Source organism: Methylobacterium sp. Leaf399 (genome assembly GCF_001424525.1).
Classification (GTDB): Bacteria; Pseudomonadota; Alphaproteobacteria; order Rhizobiales; family Beijerinckiaceae; genus Methylobacterium.
In genome coordinates, this window is record NZ_LMQK01000035.1 from 111,052 (window position 1) to 122,740 (window position 11,689).

The following is an 11,689-nucleotide window of genomic DNA, read 5'->3' on the forward strand; positions in this document are numbered from 1 at the left end:
CATGACCGGCATGGCGGAGACGCGACTCGCGGCGGAGCACCCGGGGCCGAGCACATGACACCGCTTCACCCCGACGCATCTTGCTGCGCTTTGACGCACGATCAGGCTGCCGCATAAGCGTTCCGAAACGGGGCCGCCACGGCGGGCCGCCGAATCAGTCACGCGAGCGATGGCGTCCCATGAGCGCAGACCGAGCCCTGCCCACCTCCACGCCCCTCGAGCGCGACGTGCGGCAGACTACCAACGACGATCACAAGGTGGCACCGGGCGAGATCGCCATCGGCGTCGTGATCGGGCGCATGTCGGAGTACTTCGACTTCTTCGTCTACGGCATCGGCTCGGTGCTGGTGTTCCCCAAGGTGTTCTTTCCGTTCCTGGAGCCGCTGCAGGGCACGCTGGCCGCCTTCGCGATCTTCGCGCTGGCCTTCGTCGCGCGGCCCTTCGGCACTTTCCTGTTCATGGAGATCGGCCGCCGGCACGGTCGCGGCGTCAAGCTGACGACGGCCCTGTTCCTTTTGGGCGGATCGACGGCGGCGATCAGCTTCCTGCCGCGCTACGACCAGATCGGGGTCACCGCCATCCTGCTGCTGGCCGCCTTCCGGATCGGCCAGGGACTGGCGCTGGGCGGCGCCTGGGACGGCCTCGCCTCGCTCCTGGCGCTCAACGCCCCCAAGGAGCGGCGCGGCTGGTACGCGATGATCCCGCAGCTCGGGGCACCGCTGGGCTTCATGCTGGCGAGCCTGCTGTTCGCGTTCTTCCTCATGAACATCTCCACCGACGACTTCGTCGACTGGGGCTGGCGCTACCCGTTCTACGTGGCCTTCGCGGTCAACGTGGTCGCCCTGTTCGCGCGCCTGCGCCTCATCGCGACCGAGGAGTTCACGATGCTCCTCGACCAGAGCGAACTGCTGCCGACGCCGGTGGCGGAGGTCGTGCGGGTCAACGGCCGCGTCATCCTCATCGGCGCCTTCGTGCCGCTGGCGAGCTTCGCGCTGTTCCACCTCGTGACCGTGTTCCCGATCAGCTGGATCGTGCTCTACACCCAGCGCTCGGCCGGCGAGTTCCTGATGGTGCAGTTCGTGGGCGCCATGGTCTGCGCCGGGGCGGTCGTCGCTTCCGGGATCATCGCCGACCAGATCGGCCGCCGGCGGCTGCTGGAATTCGCCGCCGGCCTCGTCGGCCTGTTCGCGCTCGCCAGCATCGTGGCGCCGCTCCTGTTCGAGGAGAGCGCCATCGGCCAGACGATCTACGTGATCGTCGGCTTTGCCCTGCTCGGCCTCTCCTACGGGCAGAGCACCGGTGCGGCGACCTCGAACTTTCCGGCCCGCTACCGCTACACCGGCGCGGCCCTCACATCGGACCTCGCCTGGCTCGTCGGCGCCGGATTCGCACCCCTGGTGGCACTGAGCCTGTCGAGCAGGTTCGGCCTCGCCTGCATCGGCCTCTACCTGCTCTCGGGCGCGATCTGCACCTTGGCGGCGGTCCGCTTCAACACGCCGGAGATGCGTGCGCGCTGACGGCGGATTGCCTGATGCCGTGCTGAGCGTCACCCCTTTCGAGTCGTGGTGCTCACGTCTGAAGACTCTGGGACACGAACGACGCTATTGCATCATCTTTCCGCAATCGTTCGTTCGCGGTCTTCGGCGTTGGCCTGCGGATGGTTTCGCTACGCGGGTCTTGCATCGACCCTCCGCAGACCTCGCCCCATGGTCGAGGCCATCCCGTCTCGGGGGTCGACGCGGCGCCTCGTCCAATAGCCTTCCGCATTCGACGAACATCGCCTTCGTAGCGACGGTGGCGATCTCCGCTTTCCCTTCTCGCGATGAATGGCCGGTCGCTTCCAGATCATCCGCGCATGCGGACCGAATTCATCGCTCGTCAGTCGGCAAACGGCCGGACGACAGGGGTTGCAGTTACGCAAATCGACCATACCTGTCGGCCGTAATCCTTGGCCTGAATCACGGTCCCGTTGCGCAAAGGCTCACGAAAACGACGTTGAACCTTTCTCAGGATTGCCAGTTAAGCTCGGCATTATCCCCGTGCGTCTTGGAGGTTTCCACAGCGGGACGGAGAAAGGATCGATCACATGGAATCCGCAGAGGCTTGGCACCTGACTGATCGGCTCGCGACCGAGCACGGCAAAGCAGATCCCTTTGCGGCGGCAGTCCGGGCCACCCGGATGGCGATGATCATCACCGACCCGCGCCAGGACGACAATCCCATCGTCTTCGTCAACGACGCGTTCCTGAACCTGACAGGCTATGCGCGGGACGAGGTCATGGGCCGTAACTGTCGCTTCCTCCAGGGAGAGGATACGGACATGGGCGCCGTCGCCCTCGTCCGTGACGCGGTGCAGGACAACCGCGATATCGCCATCGACCTCCTGAACTACCGCAAGGACGGCACCCCGTTCTGGAATGCGCTCTATCTGAGCCCCGTCGTCACCGAGGCCGGCGACCTGCATTATTTCTTCGCCTCACAGCTCGACGTGACGGACCGGGTCGAAGCGCAGGCCCGGATCCAGGCCGAGAAAGAGCGCTTCGAGCGCGAGGTCGCCCGGAGGACCGCCGACCTCACGGAGGCTCTCGCCGCCAAGACGATGCTGGTCCACGAGGTCGATCACAGGGTCAAGAACAACCTCCAGATGGTCGCTTCGCTTCTCACCATGCAGACCCGCACCATCACCGATCCGACGGCGCGGGCGGCCATGGAGCAGATGCTCAGCCGCGTCGAAGCCCTCGGCACCGTCCATAAGCGCTTGTACCAGTCGCACAATGTCGAGCGTTTCGACGTGGCGGAATTCGCCCGCGAGCTGGTGACCGACCTCATCAACGGGTCCGGACGCCCGGACCTGTCGCTCCATCTCGACCTGGAACCGGTGGAAGTGCCGGTGGAGAAGGCGCCGCCGGTGGCCCTGATGATGAACGAACTCATCACCAACGCCCTCAAGCATGCCTTCCCGGAACAGCGCCCCGGCCGGCTGTCGGTGGCCGTGAGACCGGACGGAAACTATTTCGGGATTACCATCATTGACGACGGTGTCGGCATGTCGACGCAGGCGCCCGTTCGCAGGACCTTCGGCAAGCGGCTGATCGAGACCCTGGCCCGTCAACTGAACGCCAGTATTGCCTGGCAGCCCGCGGATCCCGGGACCCGGATCAACATCCGCCTGCCGCGTGAGGCGGCGGACAGCAGGAACACCGCGTGAGCACTCCCCTGCGCGTCATGATCGTCGAGGACGAGGCCGTCATCCAGATGCAGCTCGAGATGTTGCTGGAAGATGCCGGGCATATCGTGGTGGCGACCGCCTTCTCCGCCGAGGAGGCCATCGCCGACGCCCACAGGACACGTCCGGACGTCGTGTTCGTCGACATGCGGTTGCGGGGGCGCTCGTCGGGGCTCGACGTGGTGGACGCGATCAGAGCGATCGAAGGGACGATCATCGTGTTCGTCACCGCCAACGCCGCCGATCTCGACGAGGAGTGCGACGGGGCGGCCGCCGTCATCGCGAAGCCCTTTTCCGTCGGCGTGATCGAGGAGAGCCTGCGCTATATCGAGGAATGCGTGCATCGCCCGCCGCCCGAAGCGAAACGGCCCCTCGGACTTCGGGTCGCGCCCTCGTACGACGCCCACCTCGAGTCGTTCCGGCGACCGCAATCTGGAAGCGACCGCGGCGCACAGTTCTGAAGCCGTTGCGGCCTGTCGTTCCGAGATACCGTTCGCACATCGGACATCGCGAACGTCGATGCGTTGCCCTTTCGGTCACGGTGTTCTTCGAAAAGCGCCGGCGGATACCGAGGAGCCCGGCTTTTGGTCCGTTCCGGCGTGACGAGGTCGCTTCGCCTTGCTACGCCCCGCAGGAGCATGTGTTCGCCGAGCGGCGCTCGCGGACCACCCCTTGACCGATGACGAATTTCCGATGACCGATCCCAGTCGCCGTGCACTCCTTTCCGGTGCCGCCACCAGCCTCCTGACCATGGCGGCCCTCCCCGCCTTCGGGCAGGGCGGTCCGGTCGGCCCCGATGGCATCGACGGCTACCCGCCATTCGACGACGACCGCCTCTACCGCGACGAAGCCGGACGGCTGTATCGCCGCCGCGGCGGCACCTACGTTCCCTACGGCGAGCGCACCGCCGCGCCGGCTCCCTCGGCGCGGGAGTTCGAGCCCGAGGCAGCCCCCCGGCGGCGGGTCGCCGAGCCGAGGCCGGCGGACAAGATCGCGGCGGCACGGCCCCTCGACAACGGGCCGATCGACTATGCCCGCGCCTATGCCGCGATCCCGGACGAGCCGTTCCCGGTCCTGGCCTTCAACTACAAGCGCATGAACCCGGCCTTCCTGCGCCAGGACATCGCCTACACCGGCCGCGAACCGGCGGGCACCATCCTGGTCGATCCGCGCGCGCATCATCTCACCCTCGTCCAGGGCAATGGTCGCGCCCGCCGCTACGGCGTCGGCGTGGGCAAGCAGGGCTTTTCCTGGTCGGGCATTTCGACGGTCAATTCCAAGCAGGCCTGGCCGGATTGGTATCCGCCCAAGGAGATGATCGCCCGCACCCCGAAACTGGCGCGCCAGGTCTCGCAGCTGCAGAGCGGGCTCGGCGTGCCGGGCGGCTCGCGCAATCCGCTGGGTGCGCGAGCCCATTACCTCTGGCAGGACAACAAGGATACGCTCTACCGCATCCATGGGACGCTGGAGCCGGAATCGATCGGCCGTAGCGTCTCGTCCGGATGTATCCGCATGATCAACCAGGACGTCATCGATCTCTACGGCCGGGTCGAGATCGGGACTCGTGTGGTGGTCTTGGGCTGACGGCCGGCGGGTCGGAGCTGGGCCGGGCCCTGAGGCGTACTGTCCGGAAGCGGAACCTAGGACCGGCCGACCGGATTTCCCCTGACACGAAGGGGCGTCGCCGGATGGCGCTCGCCCGTCACGGAGATCCAGGCATCATGGCAAAGAGCAATCCTGCGCGGTCGCGCGTCGAATCCGATCGCCTCAACACTCCCACCGACCTGTCGCCAGAGGCGACGAAGGTGATTTCCGAAGGGCTGACGGTTCTGCTGTCGGACCTCTTCGCCCTCTATCTGAAGACCAAGAATTTTCACTGGCACATGAGCGGGCCGCATTTCCGCGACTACCATCTGCTCCTCGACGAACAGTCGGACGAGATCTTCGCGATCACCGACGATGTCGCCGAGCGTGCCCGCAAGATCGGCGGCACCACCCTGCGCTCGCTCGGCGAGGCCAAGGCGAAGTCGCGCTTGGCCGACAACGATGCGGAGTACGTCTCGCCGATCGACATGCTGGCGGAACTGCGCGACGACAACAAGACGCTCGCCGCCAACATGCGGGAGTTTCACGAGGTCACGGACGAGCACAAGGACGTGTCGACCACCAGCCTCCTCGAGGAATGGATTGACCAGGCCGAGCGTCGCACTTGGTTCCTCTACGAGATCACCCGCACGGCGACGCAGTCGGGCCACTGATCGGACGCGAGCGACCGATCGCCTTCGACACGAAAAAGGCCCCGCGTCCGGATGGGACGCGGGGCCTTTTTCACGGGACACGGTGAGTGCCCCGGCCGCTCACGCGGCGGGGGTGATCTCGCCTTCGCGTACCGCCCGCTCGCCGGTGCCGGACTTGATCCGATAGAACGGCTCGCCGGTCTGGTCTTCCGGCACGAGCCGGACGATCTCGAACACGTCCCCCGTGTCTGTCTTGGCGTCGGCATAGCCGATCCGCGAACGGCGGACACGCTGGCCGAGCTTGAATTTATGGGACATGTCGATCTCTTCCTTATCGTGAGGATACGGCTTTGGCCGATCCCTTGGGCGGGACAGCCAGCGCCGCCCTGATTCGGCAGAGGTCGCGCCATCCCCTGCCCTCGGACCACCGGGACGCGGGTCCCGCCCTTCGAGGCCGACGCGCCACGCAAACGGCGGGTCGACCCTCCAGGGAGTTGGTCCTACTTGCGGGTCTTGCCGGCCTTGGCCTTCCGGGCAGCGTAGCGCGCGTCGCGTTGGGCCTTCTGCTCGAGACGGGCGGCATTGGCGCGCTCGATCTTGTCGGCGGCTTCCTGCACAGCGGCGGCGGCAAGACGCTCGCGCTCTGCATCGGCCTCGGCCACACGCTGGGCTTCCATCTCGAGGCGGGCAGCCTCGCGGGCGGCGACGCGGATCTCGCGCTCACGGACCACAGCGGCGCGCTCGGCCTTTCGGGCCACGACCTCGGGATCGTCCGCCGGCGGGCGGGCACGAAAGCGCGCAAGCGCAGCCTCGCGGGCCTCGGCCTGAGCCTTGAGGCGATCGGTCATCGAGTTTTCGTTGAATTGGCTCACACAGGGTCCTGGTTTGGAGAGCCGGCACATGGCCTGCCCTGGAAAACGAAGGAGGCCGCTCTCCCGTGGGGGAGAGCGGCCTTCGAGACGTCAGGCCCGGAGGCCCGATGGGCTCACGCGGACTGGAGGTTTCCGGCGGACTGCTTTCCGCTGCGCTTGTCGGTCTCCATCTCGTAGGAAACCTTCTGGCCCTCAGCGAGGCCACGCATGCCGGCGCGCTCGACAGCCGAGATGTGCACGAAAACATCGTTTCCGCCGCCATCCGGCTGGATGAACCCGAAACCCTTTTGCTCGTTGAACCACTTAACAGTACCGACAGCCATAATCATCCTTCGCCCTTGCGGGCATAGTTCTCGGACAACCCGCGCGGGATCTGCGCAGGCTTCGTCCGCTTTACCGATGTTGAGAGAGAGAGACGGACAACCGGCCTTTTGGGGCCGCACAACCGAAAACCTGGCGCAAATCAGTCTGACAGACATAGCCTCTCGGGATCGATTTTGCAAACCTTTTACGGCCGAGGATCGGAGACGGCGGATTTATTGACGAATGCCTTAAGAACAAGCTCGACTTTCATCACCCCGGCATCGTCGGGGTCGGCCTTGGTCGTGAACCCGAGGCGGCGGCAGACCGCCAGCATCGGGCGGTTCTCGCGCAGCACCGACCCTTCGATCCGCTCGAGCCCCTCGGTCCTGGCCCAGTCGATCATCATCCTCATGAGGGCATGGCCGAGGCCGAGCCCCTTCGTGTCGCTGCGCACGAGGATCGCGTACTCGCCCGCGACATGGTTGGCGTCGGCGTGGAGCCGCACGGCACCCAGCATCGTCCCGGTCTGCGCTTCCTGCGCCACGAAGGCGATGGCACGGGCGTAATCGAGCTGGGTCAGGCGGGCCAGGAAGGCGTGGTTGAAGTCGCGCACCGGCGCGAAGAAGCGCAGCCGCAGATCCTCGGCGCTGACCTGCGCGAAGAAGTCGTGGAACAGCGCCTCGTCCTCCGGCCGCACCGGGCGCACCCGGATCGCGCGGCCCTTCAGGGCGATCGATCGCTCCCACTCCACCGGATAGGGGCGGATGGCGAAACGCGGATGATGGGCCCCGCGCGGGCGCTCTCCGGCCCGGACGACCTGCGGCGCGATCATGACCCGGCCGTCGAGGGCGACGACCCCATCGGCATCCGACAGCAACGGGTTGATGTCGAGTTCGCGCACCTCCGGCAGGTCGGCGGCGAGCTGGGCGAGCTTCACGAGGACGAGGGCCAGCGCATGGCGGTCGACCGCCGGCACGTCGCGGTATGCGGCCAGGCGCCGGGCGACACGGGTGCGGTCGATGAGATCCTGCGCCAGACGCAGATCGAGGGGCGGCAGGCCGAGCGCCCTGTCGTCGATGACCTCCACAGCGGTGCCGCCGCGGCCGAACACGACGACCGGGCCGAACACGGGGTCTTCGGCGAGGCCCGCGATCAACTCGCGCTGCTTGCCCGCCCTCACCATCGGCTGGACGGCGAAGCCGGTGATCCGCGCGTCGGGGCGCGAGCGTCTGACGCCGGCCACGATGGCGGCGGCGGCCTCGCGGATGTCGGCCTCGCTGGTCAGGTCGAGGCGCACGCCGCCGACGTCGGACTTGTGGACGATATCGGGCGAGACGAGCTTCAGGGCGACGGTGCCGCCGGCTGCGATGATCGCCCAGCCGGCGGCGGCGGCGGCCTCCGCGTCCGGCGCCAGCGTCACGGGCAGGCTTGGGATGCCGTAGGCGGCAAGGAGACCCGCCACCGAGACGGGATCGAGCCAGGTGCAGCCCTCCGTCAGAGCCGCTTCCACCAGGGTGCGAGCCCGCGCCCTGTCGGGCAGGAAGTCCCGCGGCAGCGAGTCGGGCGTGCGCATGAGGTCGTCCTGCGCCTCCCGGTAGCGGACGAGATGCAGGAAACCCTGCACCGCATCCGAATCGGTGGAGAAGCGGGGGATGCCCGCCTTGGCGAAGGCCGCCAGCGCCGCCTCGTCTTCGCCGAGGGAGACTGCGAACACCGGCTTCCTGCGGCCCTCGCGGCTTCGCGCCGTCGTCACCGTCGCCGCGATGGCCTCGGCCACGGCTGCGCTGTCGGAACGGGCCGTGGGGACATGGATCGCGAGGATCGCGTCGACGGCCGGGTCGGCCAGCAGAGGCGACAGGGCGGTCTCGTAGTGGGGCGCGTTCGCCCCGATCCCGAGATCGACCGGATTGGCCTCCAGCGGCGCCAAGGTGCCACCACCATCGGCGAGCTGATCGGCGGCGAGCGCCCCGATGCCGTAGCCGTTGGCGAGGATGGCCAGGCGCCGTCCCGGAAACGGGCGTTGCCGGCCCAACGTCTCCACAGCCGAGAACATCGCATCGAGATTGCCGACGCTGAGCAGGCCGGCCCGGCGAAAGGCCGCCTCGTAGACCGCGTCCGGCCGCGCGAGGGCACCGGTGTGGGTGAGGCTCGCGGCGGCGGTGATCGCGGCGGGATGCCGGCCGGTGCGCAGGACCACCACGGGCTTGGCCCGCGCCGCGGCGCGGGCCGCCGACATGAACTTACCCGCGTCCCGCACCACGTCGATGGACAGCAGGATCGCGCGGGTGTGAATGTCGCCGGCGAAATAATCGAGGCAATCGGCGACGTCGATATCGCAGGCTTGGCCCAGAGTGATCGCCGCCGAGAAACCCACCGCACGCTTGGCGGCCCAAGCCACGATGCCGGCCGCGACCGTTCCCGATTGCGATATCAGGGCCAGGTCGCCCGCGGAGGGCGCTCTCGAGAACAGGCTGGCATCGAGGCAGGCCGCCGGCGAGGACAAGCCGATGCTGCCAGGGCCGACGATCCGCAGCCCGTAGGGTTTGGCCGCAGCCCAGACGTCCCGGCACAAGACGTCGTCGCGGTCTGCGGTCAGCACCACCGCGACCCTGGCGCCGCACGCTCCGGCCTCCGCGACCAGACGAGGCACGGCCGTTGGCGGAGCGGCAATCAGGACGAGATCGGGAGGTTCGAGCTCGGCGAAGGACGCGACGCTCTGCGCGTCGCCGACGATTCCCCCCACCATCGAGATCGTGCCGCGAAACTGGCTCGCCCGTAGATTGGCGACCATGCCCCGGCCGAGCGCGGCCGATGTCTCATCGGCGACCGCCACGACCACGGATCGCGGCGCGAGCAGGGCGTCGAACCTGGATGTACTCATCGATTCGTCAGCCCGTGCCCGGGCCGGACCCTCGCCCGCCTGCACCGGGCAGGCAAGGGCTCCGGGGAGTCGGGTCGGTCAGGACGCCGAGAGACCGGGCAGAACGAGCGTCTCGTGAAGGCGGAAGATGCAGGGCCACCTCATCCGGATCGCGAGATCCTGCGCCTCTTCCATGCTGATCGCGCGTTGGCGCGCAACTTCATCGAGACTGATCCATCCGGCTGCCATCGCAGACCCTCCCCTTCGTGCGTTCGGTGCGTTAAGGCGCGGCTGCGCGTCGGGTTCCGGGTGGATCGTCAGCCCGGGCCCGCGCCGGAGCAGCCATGGTCGAGGTCCGGGAATCCATCGTCTGCGCGATGCGCGAGATGATCGCGTGCGGCCTCAGCCAAGGCACCGCCGGCAACATCAGCGTGCGGCACGGCGACGGCTTCCTGGTGACACCCTCCGGCATCGCCGCGGATGCCCTGCGGCCGGAGGATATCGTGCCGATGACGATGGCGGGCACCCACGACCATGCCCTGGCGCCGTCTTCGGAATGGCGGTTCCATCGCGACATCCTGGCGGCACGCCCGGAATTCGAAGCGATCGTCCACGCCCACCCGACCTATTGCACCGCCTTCGCCATCTGCGGTCGGTCGATCCCGGCCGTGCACTACATGATTGCCGCGGCCGGCGGCCCGACGATCCGCTGCGCGCCCTATGCGCCCTACGGCACCCAGGCGCTGTCCGACCACGCCGTGGCGGCGATGGAGGCGCGCAACGGCTGCCTCCTGGCCAACCACGGCATGATCGCGGCCGGCCCGACGCTGGCCAAGGCGCTCTGGCTCGCCGTCGAGATGGAGGCCCTGTGCCGCCAGTATGCGGTGGCCCTGCAGGTCGGGGCTCCGGTCGTTCTCCCCGACGAAGAGATCGCCCGCACGGTCGACCGCTTCAGGTCCTACGGACCGCGTCACCGCGACCCGGCATAGGCGGGCGCCACAGGCCCGGTCGCGTCGACGGCCATCAGGACCGACCGCACCGGGACACGGCTCCCCGGACGCCAGAGTTGCGGTCCTCGACCTTGCATGCACCGGGCGATCCCCGGCCTCGCCCCGAGGCTTGCGATGCCGGGACGTTCCGGCACGTCGCGCCGACCCGACATCTGGGGGCGGGTAAATTCTACCTCAAGTTGTCAAACAACGACCATGGATAGCCGGCGCTCCACCTTTGAAAATCAGGCAGTGCCCAGGTGGGGATATGGCTACACGGTGATCGGCACCGAGGGTTGTTCACGTCGATGCAGCAAATCGACACAGACCGCATGGTGTGGCGATGACGATGCCTCACGACAGGATCCGCCCTCCATTTACAAAGAGAATACAGTCGCAATTCCTCATATTACGCCTCTTGCGCTCTGAATTGGAACATCTTAGGAGCATCGAACAGACGCTGTCGCTAGGCTTGCCATCGCATCGTATTTCGATGCCGTATACAGGCCAAAGATTGTATACAAAATACTATCGGGAGTTGAGAATGAAGGCCGAGATCGATACGGGAGCGGATTACATCGAGCTTGCAGCCGGCGTCGTCTCGGCCTTCGTCAGCAACAATTCGGTTCCGATCGTCGAGCTGCCCGCCCTGATCGCGCTGGTCCACGGGACGCTCGCACGCCTGGCGGGCGACATCGTCGAGGAGAAGCCCGAGCCGCTCACCCCCGCGGTGTCGGTCAAGCGCTCGGTGACGGCGGATCACATCGTGTGCCTGGAGGACGGGAAGAAGTTCAAATCCCTCAAGCGGCATCTGCGGACACGCTACGGAATGACCCCGGACGAGTATCGCGCGAAGTGGAACCTCGCGAGCGACTATCCGATGGTGGCTCCGAACTACGCCGCGGCTCGGTCGGAGCTCGCCAAGAACATGGGGCTCGGCCAGCAGCGCCGGAAATCCCGCGCCCCCGTCGCCACGGAAGGTACACCGGCGGCACCCGATGCGCCGGTGCGTGCGCGACGCGCGAAGCCAACGGCCTCGGCCTGACCATCCACGCACCTCGGCTCGGCGGCTGCAGACACCTCCCCAAGGGGGTGAGCGGGGCCGGTCCAGAGCATCGCCACAGAAGCGGCTCCAGACGATGTCCACAGGAAAGGCGCCCCTTGCCGAGCGGTCGTCCGCGCTCGGCGGCGCCGGCATATCC

Annotated in this window: 11 protein-coding genes; 7 read left to right on the forward strand and 4 right to left on the reverse strand. The window is 67.4% G+C overall.

What is annotated here, in order from left to right; translation table 11 throughout:
- Positions 1–179 precede the first annotated feature (179 nt).
- The 5 genes from ASG40_RS19855 to ASG40_RS19875 all read left to right on the forward strand — a co-directional run bounded on the left by ASG40_RS19855 (position 180) and on the right by ASG40_RS19875 (position 5,484).
- Complete coding sequence (locus ASG40_RS19855; RefSeq protein WP_055889771.1) at positions 180–1,517, forward strand: MFS transporter; 1,338 nt, start codon at positions 180–182, stop codon at positions 1,515–1,517.
- Between the two features lie 569 nt (positions 1,518–2,086).
- Positions 2,087–3,208 (forward strand): histidine kinase dimerization/phosphoacceptor domain -containing protein, encoded by a 1,122-nt coding sequence (locus ASG40_RS19860; protein WP_055889774.1) that lies wholly within the window; start codon positions 2,087–2,089, stop codon positions 3,206–3,208.
- Positions 3,205–3,687 (forward strand): response regulator, encoded by a 483-nt coding sequence (locus ASG40_RS19865; RefSeq protein ID WP_055889776.1) that lies wholly within the window; start codon positions 3,205–3,207, stop codon positions 3,685–3,687. The genes ASG40_RS19860 and ASG40_RS19865 overlap by 4 nt, the downstream gene beginning before the upstream one ends.
- A 232-nt stretch (positions 3,688–3,919) precedes the next feature.
- Positions 3,920–4,810, forward strand: coding sequence for a L,D-transpeptidase (locus ASG40_RS19870; protein ID WP_055889780.1), 891 nt, complete (start codon positions 3,920–3,922; stop codon positions 4,808–4,810).
- 137 nt (positions 4,811–4,947) lie between these two features.
- Complete coding sequence (locus ASG40_RS19875) at positions 4,948–5,484, forward strand: Dps family protein (protein ID WP_055889940.1); 537 nt, start codon at positions 4,948–4,950, stop codon at positions 5,482–5,484.
- A gap of 99 nt (positions 5,485–5,583) precedes the next feature.
- Here ASG40_RS19875 and ASG40_RS19880 read toward each other — a convergent pair whose 3' ends face one another.
- The 4 genes from ASG40_RS19880 to ASG40_RS19895 form a co-directional block, all read right to left on the reverse strand.
- Positions 5,584–5,781 (reverse strand): hypothetical protein, encoded by a 198-nt coding sequence (locus ASG40_RS19880; protein WP_055889782.1) that lies wholly within the window; start codon positions 5,779–5,781, stop codon positions 5,584–5,586.
- 182 nt (positions 5,782–5,963) lie between these two features.
- Positions 5,964–6,335 (reverse strand): DUF6481 family protein, encoded by a 372-nt coding sequence (locus ASG40_RS19885; protein WP_274533844.1) that lies wholly within the window; start codon positions 6,333–6,335, stop codon positions 5,964–5,966.
- 113 nt (positions 6,336–6,448) lie between these two features.
- A complete protein-coding gene (locus ASG40_RS19890) occupies positions 6,449–6,658 on the reverse strand; it encodes a cold-shock protein (protein WP_055889794.1) in 210 nt (69 codons plus the stop codon).
- Between the two features lie 185 nt (positions 6,659–6,843).
- Positions 6,844–9,519, reverse strand: a complete 2,676-nt coding sequence (locus tag ASG40_RS19895; protein ID WP_055889797.1) for a bifunctional acetate--CoA ligase family protein/GNAT family N-acetyltransferase — start codon at positions 9,517–9,519, stop codon at positions 6,844–6,846.
- Positions 9,520–9,842: 323 nt separating this feature from the next.
- Between ASG40_RS19895 and ASG40_RS19900 the strand changes: the two genes are divergently transcribed.
- On the forward strand, positions 9,843–10,487 hold the full coding sequence (locus tag ASG40_RS19900) for a class II aldolase/adducin family protein (protein ID WP_055889800.1): 645 nt from the start codon (positions 9,843–9,845) through the stop codon (positions 10,485–10,487).
- A gap of 544 nt (positions 10,488–11,031) precedes the next feature.
- On the forward strand, positions 11,032–11,532 hold the full coding sequence (locus ASG40_RS19905) for a MucR family transcriptional regulator (RefSeq protein WP_055889802.1): 501 nt from the start codon (positions 11,032–11,034) through the stop codon (positions 11,530–11,532).
- Positions 11,533–11,689: the final 157 nt, after the last annotated feature.

What these genes read in the sequence shown, in the direction of transcription:
- ASG40_RS19855 (WP_055889771.1), top strand. Translation starts at nt 180, where the DNA reads ATGAGCGCAGACCGAGCCCTGCCCACCTCCACGCCCCTCGAGCGCGAC.
- ASG40_RS19870 (WP_055889780.1), top strand. Translation starts at nt 3,920, where the DNA reads ATGACCGATCCCAGTCGCCGTGCACTCCTTTCCGGTGCCGCCACCAGC.
- ASG40_RS19890 (WP_055889794.1), bottom strand. Translation starts at nt 6,658, where the DNA reads ATGGCTGTCGGTACTGTTAAGTGGTTCAACGAGCAAAAGGGTTTCGGG.
- ASG40_RS19880 (WP_055889782.1), bottom strand. Translation starts at nt 5,781, where the DNA reads ATGTCCCATAAATTCAAGCTCGGCCAGCGTGTCCGCCGTTCGCGGATC.
- ASG40_RS19900 (WP_055889800.1), top strand. Translation starts at nt 9,843, where the DNA reads ATGGTCGAGGTCCGGGAATCCATCGTCTGCGCGATGCGCGAGATGATC.
- ASG40_RS19895 (WP_055889797.1), bottom strand. Translation starts at nt 9,519, where the DNA reads ATGAGTACATCCAGGTTCGACGCCCTGCTCGCGCCGCGATCCGTGGTC.
- ASG40_RS19905 (WP_055889802.1), top strand. Translation starts at nt 11,032, where the DNA reads ATGAAGGCCGAGATCGATACGGGAGCGGATTACATCGAGCTTGCAGCC.
- ASG40_RS19860 (WP_055889774.1), top strand. Translation starts at nt 2,087, where the DNA reads ATGGAATCCGCAGAGGCTTGGCACCTGACTGATCGGCTCGCGACCGAG.
- ASG40_RS19875 (WP_055889940.1), top strand. Translation starts at nt 4,948, where the DNA reads ATGGCAAAGAGCAATCCTGCGCGGTCGCGCGTCGAATCCGATCGCCTC.